Raw genomic sequence first — 15950 nt, 5'->3', positions numbered from 1 at the left:
CCGAGAAATTAGAGCTTTATCTCTATTTCTACTCCGGCGGGTAGCTCGAGGCCCATGAGCGCCTCAACAGTCTTGTTCGACGGCCTTAAGATATCGATAAGCCTCTTATGTGTGCGCATCTCAAACTGCTCACGGCTGTCTTTGTACTTGTGAACAGCGCGGAGAATTGTAACGACCTCTTTTTTGGTCGGAAGCGGTATGGGTCCCGAAACCCTCGCGCCAGTGCGCTTGGCTGTCTCGACAATCTTTTCTGCCGACTGATCAACAAGCTGATGATCGTAGCTCTTAAGCCTGATTCTGATCTTTTCTTTTACTGCCATCTTGGATCGCCTCCTCGGAATTTGCTCAGGCGGGGCAGGCTCCGTTTAAAAACCTAACACACATCCGGGTGTTTCTTCACCGGACATTTAAAAAACCGGACAGTCTGTCGGGGCAAACTTATCCGGGGAAAGGCAAACGTCGCCACACAATGCCTGCGCAATAAAGCGCAGTAGCACTATGCCCAATATGGTGTCGCCCGGTTTAAAATCGGACATACTCTACGGAAATTACCCGCTCAAGGCGGCAACCTCCCGCTTCATCGCATCTCTGCGCACTTAGAAGAGCGCGCTTATATATCATATCATAATATTCTTCCTATTGCAACAGTTTTTTTAATTTTTATAAATATTTTTTTAGTGGCGCAAACCATGATATTCTCAGCAGCCGCCATGATTTACGCATATAAATTAAGAGGCACGGACAGCCCCATTCGCGGGCAGTCAAATGCCTCTTAAATTATTTCTCTGTTCTGTACTTTTCAATAAGCAGGGTAACAAACATATTATAGGTGATAACGCCCTGCTGCCCTTGTGATTTTAAATAAGTATCGTTTACCTTGTTTGATATTTCCGAGGCAGTCGACTCATGCGCGGTTACATAGTTGCTATAATACTCAAAGTCGCTGACAGCGCGCTTGTCAATCAATGGGGCGACTTTTTTTAGTGCCTCAACATCTGTTTCAAAAAGTGCATTTGAAAGATATATATATGCTTCCATATGGGCTGAATACTGAAAATAAGGGTCGGGACTGCTGATTCCGGCCAAATATGCGACGAAATTGGCCTCCTGTTCCCTCGCGAAGCCCTTTAGGTGCGCGCTTTCATGAGCGGCGTCAAAGGGCAGTACAAATGCCGGCAGGTCAGTATCCACATTCGGCTCACAGGTGAAAGGTATAAATATACCCTCGATGCCGGTGTATGAAAGGAGCTTTGAGGCCAAAATCCCCTTCGGCCTCGGTATCGCCCCGGAAAAGAGCTTTCTATAGTTTTCGCCCGACTTCTGCAAGGCCAAATAAGCATCGTTTACGTTGGCGGATATCTTCTTAAAACCGCCCGGGTAATATGAGTGGCCGTTGCTGTCGTAATTTACTTTGTCGCAGAGCGAGTTGATGGCGTCAGTTTCTTTTAACAGAGCGTCCGCAAGTTCGCTGGCCGTTGGTTTTCCGGTTTTATAATGGAGGCTCTCTTCAAGAGGCAGTCTGTTATAGTTTAGCCCCCACATTACCGTAAACAGAAAATACATGGATGAAAGCACAAACAGCATAAAAGCTGCAATTCTCAGCGCGGCGCGGCGGTCCCCCACAACCAGCCTTTTTATAATGACGGCTATAAGAAACACAGCTAAGATTATCAGCTCATAAAGCATGATTTCGGCACAGGAAAAGGGAAACAGCCTAAAGTAACTCGATACGGCGGAAGAGATTGTTCTGTAAACGCCCAGACTGTAATAGTTTTCAACCTTTTCCGGGTGAAATGTTGAAAAATATTTCAGAGCATAAGCCGCCGGCACCAGCAGGACAAAAAAGACGAATAGCATAGGCCTCACGGGGAAGGCGCTTTTGGGACGGTTTCTGTTAATAAATCCCGCCTCTCGGCTGTTCTTAGTCATAGCCCAGCGCAGCCCTTATCAGATTCATTACAGTATCGACCCCAGCTACAACAAGGGCAGCCAGAATTAAAAACAATATAACAGCTATAAATGTTTTTTTCGGGTCTTCAGGTTTTTGAACCTCTTCGCTGATTGGATGAGGAACATCTTCATCCGTATTTTCCACGCTTTCACCGGAAGCGCCCGCCTGTATGGCCAAATCGGGAGGCAAAGCCTGCTTTGCCTTTTCGAGCAGCTTTGACGGGACATAAAAATCTGCGCCGAGGCTTTCATAATCTGTATCGTACCTTACAAAACCCTCAGGACCACCGTGGGTTTTAATCATAAAAGGAATACCGGCGCTTCGAAGGCAGCCCTCAACTATTTTTGATTCAAAATCACGGTTTACGGAAATAAGGAACGCTTCCTTGTCCCCAGTTCCGGTTTCTTTGTTTAGCACCGCGCCGCATGCAGGGCATACAGCGTCATCTTTCTTTACTTTGGCCGAACATGAAGGGCATCTGGGCATATTTTCACCTTCTGCTTAATTTCAAGATTGTCTGTTTCAAATAATTATATCAGAAATATTATAAAACAGCCATGCTGCGGAACAATATTCTAAGGATTATTTTCGGAGGTGAGAAAATGAGCAATACCGACAACGTACTTAAAACATCCCTTGATGAAAATATAAACCTGTTCAATTCAATTTTTAAAGACGACGAAACATTGATAATAAGATATGTAGAAAACCGCCGTAATCCTAAAATAAGAATGTGCTTTCTTTATATCGACGGCATGGTTGACAACAAAATTATAAATCAGGACATGATAAAGCCCGTTGAAGAATACGCATATGACTTCATGCCTAACGGCATCCTCGACAAAACGGCAAAAAGCGTAGTCACCTCAGGAAGCGTCAATAGAACCAACAATATGGAAGAAATACTCGAAAGCTTATTATACGGCAGCACAATTCTGATTGCCGACGGCGAGAACGAGGCCCTTATCCTCGAGACGAAAGGCTGGAAAACGCGGTCAATTGTGGAACCGGAATCGGAAAAGGTCCTGCGCGGCCCGCGGGAAGGTTTTGTCGAGTCGATAATGATGAATATTTCGATGGTACGGCGCCGCATTAAAACCCCCGACTTAAAATTTAATTTCTTAACCCTCGGGACGAGGACCAAAACAAAAGTATGTATATGTTACCTTGAATCTCTTGTCAATAAAAATGTGCTGGATGAACTCAACCGACGGCTGAACAGCTTTGAAATAGACGGCGTACTTGACGCCAACTATATCTCCGAGATGATATCGGACGCACCGTATTCGCCGGTGAAAACCATCGGCAGCACTGAAAAACCTGATGTCGTCGCGGCAAAACTGCTTGAAGGGCGGGTTGCCATGTTTGTCGACGGGACGCCGATGGTATTGACCTGTCCCTGCCTTTTTATAGAAAACTTCCAAAGTGACGAGGATTACTATATCAACTACTATTTCTCCTCAATCGGCAGGTTTATAAGAATATCTGCTTTTTTCATATCTATTATGACGCCGGCTATATATGTGGCTGTAACCACGTTCCACCAAGAATTCCTGCCGACGAAGCTACTGCTGAGTATCTCGGCTGCGCGGCAGGGCGTGCCTTTCCCGACAGTGTTTGAAACGCTGTTGCTGCTTGTGGTATTTGAAATATTGCGGGAAGCCGGAGCAAGGATGCCGCAGTCAATCGGTCAGACGCTCAGTATTGTCGGCGTGCTTGTCCTCGGCCAGGCGGCTGTCGAGGCTAAAATTGTCAGCGCGCCGATTATCATTGTTGTAGCGATAACCGGCCTTACAGGTATCATGGTGCCACGCATAAAGGGCTTAGACATTATTGTCAGGTTCGGCCTGCTCGTCGTTGTGTCAATTGCCGGCCTTTATGGATTCTTATTCGCCATGCTGGGACTGCTGATTCATCTGTATAATTTGAATTCTTTCGGCGTACCGATATTGGACGGCATGCGCTTAGGGCCGCAAAATAACAAGGATACTTTTATGAGGGCGCCGTGGTGGCATATGAAAAACCGTCCTCAGGGGCTTACTTCTAATATCAAAAGAGAATCAGTTGGGAAAATAAAATGAAAAAGCTGAAAGTGATTGTTATATTTCTTCTTACGATTTCAACGATATTCACAACCGGGTGCTGGAACTATCGCGAAGTCGAATCTCTGTCAATCGTGGCCGGAGTCGGTATCGACAAAAGTGAGAGGCAGAAATATCACCTGACCTTTGACCTTGTCGATATGACTGGCGGAGGCACCAGCAGCGGAAGCGAGAGCGCCAACCCCGCGACAACAACTATTGAAACAGACGGAAGGACAATCTTTGAAGCAATAAGAAATGCCACCAAAGAATGCGGAAAAAGGCTGTACTTCAGCGACTGCAAGGTAATCGTAATAAGTTCAGAATTGGCGAAAGAGGGCATCTCGCCCATTGTTGATTTTTTCAGCCGAGATGCGGAAATACGCCGAAACATCAGGATCTTTGTTGCAAAAGAGCAGACGGCTAAGGAACTGTTTAAAACCAAACCAGTAGCCAACACGATAGTCGGCTATGAGATCGAAACCATGATTGAAGCCGACCAGAAATACCTTTCAAAAAATGTACCCAGAAGGCTTTTCGAAGTAAACAATATTATAAAGAGCGATGGCATTTCCCTTACCGTCCCGATTGTAAAAAGGTCAGCCGCAAACCCAGAAACTACTCAAATCGGCGGAACTGCAATATTTAAAAAGGACAAGCTGGTCGGCTATGTCGACAATGATGAGACACAATACATCTATATTATTAAAGATGAAGCAAAAGCCGGGCCGCTTGTGCTGGACAAAAAGATAAACGGCAATAGTATAACGCTTGAACTCTTTTCGAGCAAAACCTGGATAAAGCCCGTCATTTCAAACGGGGAAATAAAAATGGAGATTAATGTCACCGCCAAAGCCGCTCTCGCTGAAAATGAAACCAACAAGGATTATTGCTCCGAAGATGGAATTGCAAAAGTCCAGAAGCTGGGGGAAGAAACAATAAAAAATCACTGCAGCCGGATAATAAAGACAGTTCAGGAGCAATACGGCTCTGATATTTTCGGATTCGGACTGCTTGTCAAATATAGATATAAAAGTGCTTGGGATGAGTTAAAAGCCAATTGGGATGAGAAATTTAAGACTGTTAAATACGATATTAATGCCAAGATTAACATCACCAATTCAGCTACACTCAAGAGCAAAACAAAGGTGGGGGACTAAATGCAGGAGTTTGCAGTATGCATTGTGCTTTATGCTATCCTTTTCACCTTTGATGTTGTGCCTCAAATAAAGAGTCAAAAGTGGAAACCCCTGTGGTTTGTATTCCTGGTTTATATTTCCACGTTCGTTTTAATTGCACTAATAATTTTTGATATTATTCCAAGACATCTTAATATGTACTTGGTAGAAGCAATCAAGTTTATTTTTAGAATAAAATGAAAGCGGTGATAGGTTGAATAATAACCGCATTGCTTCAAGCCAAATGATAAGCATACTGGTTATTTTTATGTTCGGCAGCTTGGTTTTGGCGGGCTCCTTTGAAAGCGATCCGAATATCTGGTATTCCCCGCTGACCGCCGCAGTAATAGCTTTACCGCTGTTTCTCTGTTATGCGCGGATACTCAGCCTTTTCCCAGGTTCCAATCTTTTTGATATAGCTGTGACCCTCTTCGGCAAATTCTTCGGGAAGGCTGTTGTACTGCTTTACACATTGTATGCTATCTTCCTCGGAGGAGTTGTGATAAGGACTTTTTCAGAATTCATAAGGATTGTCGCCATGCCCGAAACCCCGCAAATAGTTATTCAGTCATTTCTCATACTCTTATCTGTCTACCTCGCCAAAAGCGGTGTCGAGAATATCGGCAGGATATCCCGGTTTGTTCTGCCTATAATTTTAGCCATAATTATTTTCTCAGTTATTATTGCGAGCACAAGTGTTAACTTTGAAAATCTGCTGCCGGCCTTTAATGCAGATTTATCAACCATATTCAAAGTATCTGTGTTCAAAACGACATTACCTCTTGGCGAAATAATTTTAATCGCTTCAATGTTTTCCTCTACCGAGCCCTGGAAGAAAACTTCGAAGATATTTATAATCGCGCTCTTAATCGAAGTCGCTACGCTGCTTACTGTGAGTATGCGGAACTCACTGGTCTTAGGCTCGCCGTCAATCAGCATGTATTATTTCCCATCTTACGAGGCCGTAAGTATCAGCGCGCTCGGTGAGATATTTACGAGAACCGAATTGTTGGTCGGTATAAACTACACGCTTGCCGGAACCATTAAAATGGGGATCTGCGTTTATATTGCGTCAATGGGTATCTCTAAAATTTCAAACTATGAGGATATGCGCGCTTTCGTTGCCCCGTCAGCTCTCATAATGTTATTTTTAGCCGTGGTGGCAGCAGAAAATGCAGCCGAGTTCTTCAATTTAACGAATTATTTTCCCTATATTGCCTTATTGTTTCAGCTCATACTGCCGCTGATTATGTTAATTGCGGCTGAGATAAAAGTAAGGTTAAACAAGCCCGCTGAAGCAGCCCCGCAGGGCACGAATAACCAGGGAACGGGCAGCTAAGCCCGCTTTATATAACACAAAGGGAAACAATGCTCTTAGAATTTAGCAAAGCCATGAGATTGAATCTCATGGCTTTGCTGTTAAACCATAACAGTGACTAATGATAATTTGGAATGGTCAATATCTACCCATTTTGCAGTAAATTCTTTCAGATGAACGGGTTTTCCGACTAAACGGATTGTATTTTCGCCTTTGAAAAACGGCACCTCCACCGTTGTGCCGCTTTTTTGTTTTTCGCTGTCAAAAAGAGTAACTACTTCACCTTTTTCCGATACGAGAATCAGTTTGCATGCACCCTGTATAGATGAATAAGTGCATTTTAGTTTTCCTGTTATATTTTCATCCGCATTGAAATGGGCTATATTTTCAATGCCCTTTAATTTTATATCATGTATATAAAGCAATGAATCGCTGTCTTCAGGCCCAGTGACGAATATTTTTGCAGTATAGGTTGATTTTGGCGGGTTGGATGAGCCCAATACGGCGTCATTGTTATAATCTGCAAAAGTATTAATTTTTAGCTTTAAAAACAGAGCTGCCAGTACAACTACAACAAGGGTAGCTGACGCAGAAATAATAATGGCGGTTTTCTTCATATTATAAATGGCCCCTTTCTTGACGTATATTTTAAAATGTCCTACAGATGGCTGCGAGATAATCGTAAATGCTTACAGCTAAATCACCGCACACAGACGGATATAATTCTTATTTCAGATAGTACCATTATACAACAATTTACAAATTAATGCAAAAGCAGCTCCCTGCAAAGTGGGAGCCGCTTTTTGTGAGTATCAGGCGTAGCCTGTTATAACGCGGCGGCATTGAATGGATTGCCGTGACCTGGATAAATTGTTTTTATATTCATCGTTTTTAATCTTTTTATGCTGCTTCTCAATTCTTTAAAATCATAGGCATTAGGTGCAATTGCCGGCTTATTTATATTTGCAAAGGTATCGCCTGCAATCAGATCGCCCTGCGCCGTTAGAATACTGATAGAACCTTTGGTATGGCCGGGAGTATGGACAACCTTCGCTTCAAATCCGTAAGGAGAGAGGTCGAAACCATCGTCAAGCAAAATATCCGGCCTGAAACTTTCAAAATCCTCAAGCGTTTTTGTAGCAATTTTTTTAATGGAGTTTTTCATCGCCGAAAATACCAACTTATACACAGGGGAATGATAGTGGCAGTTTTCCAATAGCTTTTCAATAGTTGGGCAATTGACTAAATCCAAATCGTTTGTGTGCAGGGCTATTTTCGTATTGTATGTTTTTCTGATATATGCCGCATTTGCGACATGGTCATTGTCACCATGTGTCAATACAACAAGTTTTAAATTTGTCGCGTCGCATCCATATGAATTCAGTTCTTTTTCAAGAAGCTCGCGCCGATTGTTACACTGCTTATCTAAAAAGATATGCCCGCCGGTGTCAAACAAGACAAAACTATCACCCTGCTTGCCTAAATAACAATTAACGCCACCCAAATCAATCCTAATAATTTCCTGCGCCATAATCCAATCCCCTCAAAACTTTTTATTTATGCCTTTCATGATATCCACCATGAATTTCCCCATATATTTTTCCGTACAGCTGGTCGAACCGTTTTCTGTCAACGCCAAAATACTGCGTCCATGAATCTGCGAAACAAATGTAAGCATAATTGGGAATAAGGCTGGTAAAGAATTCTGCAATTCTTCTTTCTTGGATATCATAGTCTGTATCGGAATCATTTTTGATATCTTTGGCAATTAAGGCATCCAGTACCTTATAAAGAATAGGTTTCTCGTTTGACTTTTTAAGTGAATCAATAAACATCACCCTGACTAAGTCCGCGTTCCTCTGGCCAAATTCATAATATACATTCTTCATCCGCTCAGTCAGTCCCTGCGCCTTTTCCTGATGTGTCTCATTCGAGCTTGCTGATAAAAGACGCTCATATTCTTCGATGAATCTTGCACTCAACACCTCTAAAATCTCATTTTTACTTTTAAAATGGTAATAGATAAGTGACTTTGGCACATTCGCTTCACGGGCGATTTCGTCAATGCGGGAACCTTCAAAACTCTTCTCGGCAAATACTTTTAACGCTGCCTGCAAAATTCTTTCGCGTGCATTTTGTTCACCCATATTAATCCCCTTTTGTACTGAATATTCAGTACTAATAGTTTAACATATTTATTCTGAAAGTCAACTGCCGTCATATAAGGCGATAATAAAAAAGTCCGGACGCTAATATGCGTCCGGACTTCAATTTGGCGGAAGAGGTGGGATTCGAACCCACGAGCCCCGTTAGGAGCTACCGCATTTCGAGTGCGGCCCGTTATGACCACTTCGATACTCTTCCATGCATTTTATATTAAGCCGCCCATAAAGGCAGTGACTATTTTAATATAAAATGCCCTAAAAGTCAATAGGATTATTGCCCCATCAGGCGCTTGAGAATACCGCTCTCTTTGCTGTAATAAAGTTTAAGTCTGTGGAGCGGACGGGTGCAGGCTATATATAATAGCCTGTTTGAAAACTCCCCGCCGTAATTGTCATCATCAAGATAAGGCACAAAAACGCAGTCAAACTCGAGGCCTTTTGAAAGATAGGCGGGCATAATAAGCGCACCGTTCTTTACCTCACCCGATTTTTCAAGCAATGTCACAGGTATCTTCTTTGAGAGGCGCTCATAAAGTTCCCTTGTCTGCCGCTTTGTCGGGCATATTACCGCCGCAGTGCCAAACCCCTCATCGAGCGCCGCTTTTATATCCGCGGCAATGCGTTCGTCCAGCTTCTCATCCTCGCAGAAAATCAGTTCCGGCTCCTTTTCATGCCGCTCAAACGCCGAAATCTCAGGCTTCTCCTGCGGGATTTTCAGCGAGAAATTCGTAATCTCATACGAGCTGCGGTAGCTCTTATTAAGAGTCATCAGCCCAGGGCGCTTTTTATTCAAAATCTCTGTAATTTCCTTATAAAGCCCCATCGTCGCGCCGGTTTCAACGGACTGCCCGATGTCGCCGAGAATGGTGTAGGAAGCGCGGGGGAACAGCTTCGCGAGAACTGCGTAATGGAGTGGCAGATAATCCTGCGCCTCATCGACGACGACATGCCTTATGTCGTCAAATCCGGCCGGTTTGTCTATAAGCAGCGCCAGATAACAGAGCGCCGCCATATCGTCATAGCCTGCCCCGTTTTTCAGCGATTCTTTTGTATACTCAAAAATCTCTTCAATATTATCCGGCAGTCCAAGACCTTTGCAGATCCTTTTGAAGCGTCCGAAATCTGAAAACAGCGCTTTATAAACATCCATCGCGCTGAACCTCGTAAATTCCATAATCTGTTTCAGCGCCTTGTTTGTCCTCTTTATTGATATTAAGCGAGCGACACTTTTATAGTCAAACTGATGTTCCGGCATGGCCTTAAACTTATCCTGCAGCCTCTTGTGCATCTCCTTTTGACGAATATCTATTCGGCTTTTTAGGATAGTCTCTATTCTGCGCATGCGGCTGAGCGGCGGCGTGCCGGTCTTGTCCCGCAGGAAGATATTCTTTATCTCCTCGCGGTTCGCAATAATCTTCCCGTCATAGCTTATATCGGTAAATTCAATCAGCCTGTGGGTGTAATAACGCAGGAAGCGCTCCAGAATAACTGCAAACTCTCTCGACCCCTTAAAAGTGAGCGCACTCTTGAGCAGTTTGTCCGAGCCGTTTCTTTCGTTTGACAGCAGCTTGTCCACAAATTCAACGCGGTCAAAATCCGCTGATATGCCAATACTGTCCGCCAGCTCATCGAAAGTTATCTCTTTTACGTTTTCTTCGCCGAGAGATGGGAGAACAGAGGCTATATATTTGCTAAATACGCGGCTTAAGGACAAAATGATGATGTTTTTGCTCGTAAGTCCCTTAGCGGCGCTGTGATAAAGCAGATATGCAATGCGGTGAAGCGCTATGGTGGTTTTACCGCTGCCGGCTGAGCCTTGCGCTATAAGCAAGTCGCTTTCCGAATTGCGGATTATCAAATCCTGCTCACTCTGGATGGTCCGGACTATGTCCCGCATCTGGGGCGAGGCATTATGCGCCAAGGTTTCTTGAAGCACCTCGTCGTTTATGACAAGGCTGGAATCGAAAAAGTATTTGAGCTTTGAATTCTCTATGCGGTACTGCCTTTTTAAAGTGATTTCGCCGCTGATTTCTCCGCCCGGCGCCGTATAACTTGCCCGTCCCAGTTCATTTCTGTAAAACATGCTGCATATGGGGGCGCGCCAGTCATAGACATAGATAGTTCCGTCGCCGCCCGTATCATAGACGTTGTGCAGCCCAATATAGAATTTTTCCGGTCCGCTTTCGCCGTCCTCTATAAAATCAAAGCGTCCAAAATACGGCGACGCAAGCAGCTTTTTATCGCGGTCAAGCAGTTTCGCCATCATATTTATCGCGTTCAATTGGCGCCGGTCTTCGGCAATACTCTGTGAAATATCGGCCGACAGACCGGAGCTGCGGTTCTCACTGACTAAAATACCCAGTTCCCGCCTTTCGCGGTGGAGAATACGTTTTCTTATATCAAGTGCTTCCCTGATATCATAAATTTCCCGCTTCAGAAAACTCAGCACAGACTCGAGATATCTTTTTTCATAGGCAAATTCCTTGCTATTTTCGTCCATTTTGACCTCCTGAATCAGGAAATTATATAGTTATATCCCCGACAGGTTGACGCTGCCGGGGTTACTTTTTCCTTATTTATTGTAATTGCGTAACTTCTATTATAATCCCAAGATATCAATTAAGTCAATAATCAACTAAGCATCGAATTTTAGCCGTTGAGTATGACAAGGGCGAGGTTGAGCACAGTGGCGAATAAAATCCAAAGGAGATACAGTATCATCAACACCCCCGCTGCTTTGTCGATTCTGAAAAACTTGACCGTCGTGATTGTGGCATAGACTAAAAGGATTATTATATCGACTAATGCCGCGGCCCGCAGGTTTAATGTGAAAAACAATGCGCTCCAGAGTATATTGAACGCCAGTTGGATACAATAATATAATAGCGCGTTTTTTACATTGGGCTGTTTCATCCCTTTTTTTAACACAAGGTAAAGCGCAACAGCTATAAGAATATACAAAACAGCCCAAACAGGCCCAAATACCCATGCCGGAGGCGCAAAAACCGGCTTCTTCAACGCTCCATATATTTCGCTCGCATTCATCGAGAAAAGAAACGCTGCCCCTCCGGTAACTAAAGACAATCCAAACGACAAAATGAGCTTCGGGATATTGCCTATCTCTTTTTTACCCTCCATAAAAGCCACCTTCCTTTAGCGAACACCGCAAGGCTTTTATAATATATGAAAAAAATATGGGGATAATGCAAAATAAACTGAAATTGCATCAATTTGTCAGCATGGCCTGTCTCACTATTTCACTGTAAAGTTGTCCCATTTTTGTGTGCCGCTGAATATTATGTAATGAAGCGATAGTTTGAACCCAATTAGCAAAAATTTTGATTACAAATTTTTGTAAATTTATGATTTATATGATTATCACACGTGAATCGTGGCAAAATAAAAGTGTAAAAAGTCAACTGCCATTAATACCCGGCGGATGTTGAAGACATCGCCCTATTGCAGTTGGCTTTTACAACGACGAATCCCTAAACGGAGAGTGGAGAGTTTATGACTGTACACAGAGGAGACATTTATTATGCTGATTTAAGCCCTGTTGTTGGTTCTGAACAGGGCGGTGTGCGGCCAGTACTCATTGTTCAAAACGATATAGGGAACAAATACAGTCCGACAGTTATCGCTGCTGCGATTACAAGTCAGACTTCCAAAACTAAGCTGCCGACGCATATTAATATAAATGCAGATAAATGCGGACTGGCAAAAGACTCGGTCGTACTTTTGGAACAGATAAGAACTCTTGACAAAAGAAGACTAAAAGAGAGGATGGGCGCCCTTGACTATACTTCTATGCAAAAAGTAGACATGGCGCTGTCAATCAGCTTTGGTCTTGGTACTTCCTGCGCCGACAGAAACGCGGGCAATACATAAAGCAGCGTTTCTGAATTTGGCGTTTCCTCAATGCCTGCCCCTTTTTCGGCAGGCACTTTTTTTATCCTTTATTGTTGTTTGTTTCTTATTATAATTGCGCAGCATTTGGGGCAAACTATTATCGCGGCAAATCGTTTTTGCACCGCTATACCTTAACGTAAAAGGAGTGTCCTTATGGCAAATATAACATCAAAAGAGCTGTCCGCCCTTGAGGACCAGCTTAACTACGAACAGATGCTCGTCAAAAAATACCGCACCTTTGCTAATGCCTGCAGCGACCCTCAGCTTCGCCAGAAATGCGAGCAGGTTGCGTCAAGGCACCAAGACCATTTTAACCGTTTGATGAGTCATCTTAGCTAAAGGGGGAACCATATAATGCAGTTTAGTACTAACATTCAAGGCTCAAATACAATGGGCGATCAGGAAATGATTAACGATTCCATAGCCTCACAGAAACTTATCTCTTACGCATACAACACTTACGCCAACGAATGTGCAACGCCAAACCTTCGCGATGAATTCATGAATATACTGAAAGACGAGCATCAGATTCAGGCCGAGCTTTTCAACGAGGCACAAAAACGCGGCTGGTATCAGGTAAAGCCCGCAGAAGAGCAGCAGATTCAGCAGGCTAAGCAGAAATATCAGAATATGCTCGGCTGATTTGGGCGGACATCAGTTCGCCCCCTACATAGAATATGCAAATTGACGCCGGTCATTTTCAAGATATATAATTGGAATCAAGCAGGCCCGCGTTTTGTCTGCAAAAACATTAAATTAAGCGCCCGTCAAGGAGCTTTGTATGAAACAAACCGTTATTGAGAAGGTTATAGCGTTTGCCGCAGTCGCGCTGATAACAGCAGCGGGGCTGACCTCCTGCGCCTCAAAGCCAACCCAATCCGGCAAGGCTGTATCTGTGAGCACACGCCCCTCGACCGCCACTACTACCCGTATTCCAGTGCTCATGTATCATTCAATACTCTATGAAAAGGGCAACATTCTCCGCATACCGAAAGAAAAATTTGAAACGCAGATGAAGTGGCTGTATGACAACGGTTATCATACCCTTTCCCTCGACGAGCTTTATGACGCGGTTTCCGGCAAAAGGCCGGTCCCTGAAAAATCGGTGGTTCTGACGTTTGATGACGGCTACGGCGACAATTATACAAATGCTTTCCCCATACTCAAAAAGTACCATTTCAAGGCTACAGTGTTTATGATTACATCAAAAATAGGCGACGCGCGGGACAACTATCTCACCGCCGAACAGATAAAGGAAATGGACGCGAACGGCATGCGCGTGGAATGTCACACCTTAAGCCACCCAAACCTCGACAAGCTCTCATACCAAGAACAATACAAAGAGCTATCGGAGTCCAAAGCCGCGCTTGAACGGCTGCTCGACAGAAAGGTAAATTACATAGCGTATCCGTCGGGAAAATATAACAAAGATACAATTAAAGCCGCGCAGCAGTTGGGCTTTAAAATCTGCTTTAAGATGAACGGCGGGGCCGGCAGCGTAACCGACAGCAGGTATGAATTCCCGCGGGCTTTTGTCGGAGAAAACCTGCATGACGTCATAAAAATAGTACAGCCCCAATAAAAATTTACCTTCGGCCGTTTTAAGCGGCCGCTTTTTTATTTACTAATTTAATGGTATAATTTAAACTGACAATACTCTATAAGGAAGTGATGACAATGCTTTACCCTCTCAAATTCCGACCTGTATATAAAGAAATCATATGGGGCGGGAAAAATATATCAAAATACTTTGACCGAAAAACCCCCTATGAAAAAACTGCTGAGAGCTGGGAACTCTGCTGCAGACCAGACGGTATGAGCGTTGTCGATAACGGGCCGCTTGCCGGTTCTTCATTGTCTGACCTTATAGAACAATACGGGGAAAAACTGCTCGGCACGGAATGTGTTAAAAAATACGGCAGCAGGTTTCCGCTGCTTATAAAGTACATTGACGCGAACGACAGACTCTCCGTCCAGGTTCATCCTGATGACGCTTACGCCAGAAAAACAGGCGAAGAAAACGGGAAAAATGAGCTTTGGTATATAGTTGACGCGAAACCGGGCGCAAAGCTCATATATGGCCTTAAAAAGGACATTACTAAAGACGAATTTATTTCAGCGGTAAAAAACGGCACTGTTGCCGATACCCTGCGCGTTGTCCCTGTCAAGCCCCACGACTCGCTCTTTATCCCTGCCGGGACAGTGCATGCGATTCTCGACGGTATCCTCATAGCCGAGATCCAGCAAAACAGCAATACCACCTACCGCATTTACGACTGGGGACGTCTCGGCAAAGACGGCAAACCGCGGGAGCTTCACATAGACAAAGCGCTCGACGTTATCAACTTTGGAGGCGCAGCAGCGGAACCGCAGCAGGACAGCGGGGAAACGCAAAGGGAAATACTGCGCAGTGAATTTTTCAATATTGACGAGGTAAAGCTGTCCGGAAAACTTGAAAGAAATGCAGAGGGAAAAACACTTATGGTAATTATGAATCTATCCGGAGATATCGTGATAAGCTATGACGGCGGCGAAACCCCGCTTAAAAAGGGTGATACGGCTCTAATACCCGCAAGTCTCGGAAAATATACCCTTAATGGGCAGTCAAGGCTGCTGATGTCATGGATTTAAGGGGTATTGAGGCGGCGATTTTCGACTTAGACGGAACTATCGCCGACTCCATGGAGATGTGGGACAGAGTCGACGACATATTCTTTGAAGCACACGGGCTTGACATGCCGGATGATTACAAAGACGCCATCAAGGCCATGGATTTTAATAAGGCGGCGGAATATACGAAGCGCCGCTTTAACCTGAGCCTTTCCATTAATGAGATAATCTGCGAGTGGTATCAGTTGTGCGAAAACGAGTATGCCAATAACATTGAGCTGAAGCCCCACGCCGCGGAATTCATAAAGAAGCTCAGCGGGGCAGGGCTCAAAATAGGGCTTGCTACAGCGACCGACGCAGACCTTTTTATTCCCCTGCTCAAAAAGTTTGATATTTTCAACTGCTTTGACGCATATGTGACAACAGATCAGGCAGGAAAAGACAAAAACTCCCCCGACGTGTACCTGCTATGCGCGGAAAAGCTCAAGACCCCGCCTGAACGCTGTATCGTGTTTGAGGATATTCTCGCCGGCATAAAATCCGCAAAATCCGTCGGAATGAAAGTAGCAGGTGTCTTTGATAACCGTTCGGCTTGTGAAAAAGAGCAGATATTGAAAACGGCGGACTATTATATACACGACTTCGGCGAGGTTGCAGACAATCTGATATTTTAACTTTTTAAACAAAACAACAACTCCCGCGCCGCGGGTTTTTCTGCGGCACGGGAGTTGTTTTATC

18 protein-coding genes and 1 tRNA gene are annotated in these 15950 nt (G+C 44.2%); 9 read left to right on the top strand and 10 right to left on the bottom strand.

Annotated features, from left to right (window positions below; translation table 11 throughout):
• Window positions 1-8: 8 nt before the first annotated feature.
• The 4 genes from rpsJ to V6C21_RS02625 form a co-directional block, all read right to left on the bottom strand.
• Window positions 9-320, bottom strand: coding sequence for a 30S ribosomal protein S10 (rpsJ, locus tag V6C21_RS02640; RefSeq protein WP_034841182.1), 312 nt, complete (start codon window positions 318-320; stop codon window positions 9-11).
• An 87-nt stretch (window positions 321-407) separates the two neighbouring features.
• Window positions 408-536 (bottom strand): hypothetical protein, encoded by a 129-nt coding sequence (locus V6C21_RS02635; RefSeq protein ID WP_479268266.1) that lies wholly within the window; start codon window positions 534-536, stop codon window positions 408-410.
• A 241-nt stretch (window positions 537-777) separates the two neighbouring features.
• Window positions 778-1929 (bottom strand): DUF3810 domain-containing protein, encoded by a 1152-nt coding sequence (locus V6C21_RS02630; protein ID WP_479268265.1) that lies wholly within the window; start codon window positions 1927-1929, stop codon window positions 778-780.
• Window positions 1922-2437 (bottom strand): zinc ribbon domain-containing protein, encoded by a 516-nt coding sequence (locus V6C21_RS02625; protein ID WP_034841177.1) that lies wholly within the window; start codon window positions 2435-2437, stop codon window positions 1922-1924. Before V6C21_RS02625 ends, V6C21_RS02630 begins: the two co-directional genes overlap by 8 nt.
• 116 nt (window positions 2438-2553) lie before the next feature.
• Here V6C21_RS02625 and V6C21_RS02620 point away from each other — a divergent pair, with 116 nt between their 5' ends.
• From V6C21_RS02620 to V6C21_RS02610, 3 genes are all read left to right on the top strand, one after another.
• Complete coding sequence (locus tag V6C21_RS02620) at window positions 2554-4032, top strand: spore germination protein (protein WP_479268264.1); 1479 nt, start codon at window positions 2554-2556, stop codon at window positions 4030-4032.
• Window positions 4029-5192, top strand: a complete 1164-nt coding sequence (locus tag V6C21_RS02615) for a Ger(x)C family spore germination protein (RefSeq protein ID WP_479268263.1) — start codon at window positions 4029-4031, stop codon at window positions 5190-5192. The genes V6C21_RS02620 and V6C21_RS02615 overlap by 4 nt, the downstream gene beginning before the upstream one ends.
• A gap of 232 nt (window positions 5193-5424) precedes the next feature.
• Window positions 5425-6549: a GerAB/ArcD/ProY family transporter gene (locus tag V6C21_RS02610; protein WP_479268262.1), complete on the top strand. Its 1125-nt coding sequence runs from the start codon at window positions 5425-5427 to the stop codon at window positions 6547-6549.
• Window positions 6550-6629: 80 nt separating this feature from the next.
• Here the strand turns inward: V6C21_RS02610 and V6C21_RS02605 are convergent, their stop codons facing one another.
• The 6 genes from V6C21_RS02605 to V6C21_RS02580 all read right to left on the bottom strand — a co-directional run bounded on the left by V6C21_RS02605 (window position 6630) and on the right by V6C21_RS02580 (window position 11831).
• A complete protein-coding gene (locus V6C21_RS02605; RefSeq protein ID WP_479268261.1) occupies window positions 6630-7145 on the bottom strand; it encodes a hypothetical protein in 516 nt (171 codons plus the stop codon).
• 209 nt (window positions 7146-7354) lie between these two features.
• The gene (locus V6C21_RS02600; RefSeq protein ID WP_479268260.1) at window positions 7355-8059 is read right to left on the bottom strand and encodes an MBL fold metallo-hydrolase; all 705 of its coding nucleotides are present in this window, start codon (window positions 8057-8059) and stop codon (window positions 7355-7357) included.
• A 22-nt stretch (window positions 8060-8081) separates the two neighbouring features.
• Window positions 8082-8675, bottom strand: coding sequence for a helix-turn-helix domain-containing protein (locus V6C21_RS02595; RefSeq protein ID WP_051492501.1), 594 nt, complete (start codon window positions 8673-8675; stop codon window positions 8082-8084).
• Window positions 8676-8801: 126 nt separating this feature from the next.
• Window positions 8802-8892: transfer RNA gene (locus tag V6C21_RS02590), tRNA-Ser, on the bottom strand.
• Between the two features lie 72 nt (window positions 8893-8964).
• Entirely contained in the window at window positions 8965-11193 is a 2229-nt protein-coding gene (locus tag V6C21_RS02585) for a HelD family protein (RefSeq protein ID WP_479268259.1), read from the bottom strand.
• 149 nt (window positions 11194-11342) lie between these two features.
• On the bottom strand, window positions 11343-11831 hold the full coding sequence (locus V6C21_RS02580; protein WP_034841143.1) for a TspO/MBR family protein: 489 nt from the start codon (window positions 11829-11831) through the stop codon (window positions 11343-11345).
• 372 nt (window positions 11832-12203) lie between these two features.
• Here V6C21_RS02580 and V6C21_RS02575 point away from each other — a divergent pair, with 372 nt between their 5' ends.
• From V6C21_RS02575 to V6C21_RS02550, 6 genes are all read left to right on the top strand, one after another.
• Entirely contained in the window at window positions 12204-12581 is a 378-nt protein-coding gene (locus V6C21_RS02575; RefSeq protein ID WP_045085129.1) for a type II toxin-antitoxin system PemK/MazF family toxin, read from the top strand.
• Window positions 12582-12755: 174 nt separating this feature from the next.
• Window positions 12756-12941 (top strand): ferritin family protein, encoded by a 186-nt coding sequence (locus V6C21_RS02570; protein ID WP_034841138.1) that lies wholly within the window; start codon window positions 12756-12758, stop codon window positions 12939-12941.
• 15 nt (window positions 12942-12956) lie between these two features.
• Complete coding sequence (locus tag V6C21_RS02565) at window positions 12957-13244, top strand: spore coat protein (RefSeq protein ID WP_034841135.1); 288 nt, start codon at window positions 12957-12959, stop codon at window positions 13242-13244.
• A 139-nt stretch (window positions 13245-13383) separates the two neighbouring features.
• Window positions 13384-14184 carry a polysaccharide deacetylase family protein gene (locus V6C21_RS02560; protein ID WP_479268258.1) on the top strand — a complete coding sequence of 267 codons (801 nt, stop codon included), beginning with the start codon at window positions 13384-13386 and terminating at the stop codon, window positions 14182-14184.
• 95 nt (window positions 14185-14279) lie between these two features.
• Window positions 14280-15233 carry a type I phosphomannose isomerase catalytic subunit gene (locus tag V6C21_RS02555; protein ID WP_479268257.1) on the top strand — a complete coding sequence of 318 codons (954 nt, stop codon included), beginning with the start codon at window positions 14280-14282 and terminating at the stop codon, window positions 15231-15233.
• A complete protein-coding gene (locus V6C21_RS02550; protein ID WP_479268256.1) occupies window positions 15224-15886 on the top strand; it encodes an HAD family hydrolase in 663 nt (220 codons plus the stop codon). Before V6C21_RS02555 ends, V6C21_RS02550 begins: the two co-directional genes overlap by 10 nt.
• Window positions 15887-15950 lie beyond the last annotated feature (64 nt).

The organism is [Clostridium] cellulosi (genome assembly GCF_036762875.1).
Classification (GTDB): domain Bacteria; phylum Bacillota; class Clostridia; order Oscillospirales; family Ethanoligenentaceae; genus Ruminiclostridium_D; species Ruminiclostridium_D cellulosi.
Note: the sequence above shows the minus strand (reverse complement) of the source record. Positions and strands in the feature narration are given on the sequence as shown.

What these genes read in the sequence shown, in the direction of transcription:
- V6C21_RS02580 (WP_034841143.1), bottom strand. Translation starts at nt 11,831, where the DNA reads ATGGAGGGTAAAAAAGAGATAGGCAATATCCCGAAGCTCATTTTGTCG.
- V6C21_RS02585 (WP_479268259.1), bottom strand. Translation starts at nt 11,193, where the DNA reads ATGGACGAAAATAGCAAGGAATTTGCCTATGAAAAAAGATATCTCGAG.
- V6C21_RS02595 (WP_051492501.1), bottom strand. Translation starts at nt 8,675, where the DNA reads ATGGGTGAACAAAATGCACGCGAAAGAATTTTGCAGGCAGCGTTAAAA.
- V6C21_RS02570 (WP_034841138.1), top strand. Translation starts at nt 12,756, where the DNA reads ATGGCAAATATAACATCAAAAGAGCTGTCCGCCCTTGAGGACCAGCTT.
- V6C21_RS02560 (WP_479268258.1), top strand. Translation starts at nt 13,384, where the DNA reads ATGAAACAAACCGTTATTGAGAAGGTTATAGCGTTTGCCGCAGTCGCG.
- V6C21_RS02565 (WP_034841135.1), top strand. Translation starts at nt 12,957, where the DNA reads ATGCAGTTTAGTACTAACATTCAAGGCTCAAATACAATGGGCGATCAG.
- rpsJ (WP_034841182.1), bottom strand. Translation starts at nt 320, where the DNA reads ATGGCAGTAAAAGAAAAGATCAGAATCAGGCTTAAGAGCTACGATCAT.
- V6C21_RS02620 (WP_479268264.1), top strand. Translation starts at nt 2,554, where the DNA reads ATGAGCAATACCGACAACGTACTTAAAACATCCCTTGATGAAAATATA.
- V6C21_RS02600 (WP_479268260.1), bottom strand. Translation starts at nt 8,059, where the DNA reads ATGGCGCAGGAAATTATTAGGATTGATTTGGGTGGCGTTAATTGTTAT.
- V6C21_RS02615 (WP_479268263.1), top strand. Translation starts at nt 4,029, where the DNA reads ATGAAAAAGCTGAAAGTGATTGTTATATTTCTTCTTACGATTTCAACG.
- V6C21_RS02550 (WP_479268256.1), top strand. Translation starts at nt 15,224, where the DNA reads ATGGATTTAAGGGGTATTGAGGCGGCGATTTTCGACTTAGACGGAACT.
- V6C21_RS02625 (WP_034841177.1), bottom strand. Translation starts at nt 2,437, where the DNA reads ATGCCCAGATGCCCTTCATGTTCGGCCAAAGTAAAGAAAGATGACGCT.
- V6C21_RS02575 (WP_045085129.1), top strand. Translation starts at nt 12,204, where the DNA reads ATGACTGTACACAGAGGAGACATTTATTATGCTGATTTAAGCCCTGTT.
- V6C21_RS02630 (WP_479268265.1), bottom strand. Translation starts at nt 1,929, where the DNA reads ATGACTAAGAACAGCCGAGAGGCGGGATTTATTAACAGAAACCGTCCC.
- V6C21_RS02555 (WP_479268257.1), top strand. Translation starts at nt 14,280, where the DNA reads ATGCTTTACCCTCTCAAATTCCGACCTGTATATAAAGAAATCATATGG.
- V6C21_RS02605 (WP_479268261.1), bottom strand. Translation starts at nt 7,145, where the DNA reads ATGAAGAAAACCGCCATTATTATTTCTGCGTCAGCTACCCTTGTTGTA.
- V6C21_RS02635 (WP_479268266.1), bottom strand. Translation starts at nt 536, where the DNA reads ATGTCCGATTTTAAACCGGGCGACACCATATTGGGCATAGTGCTACTG.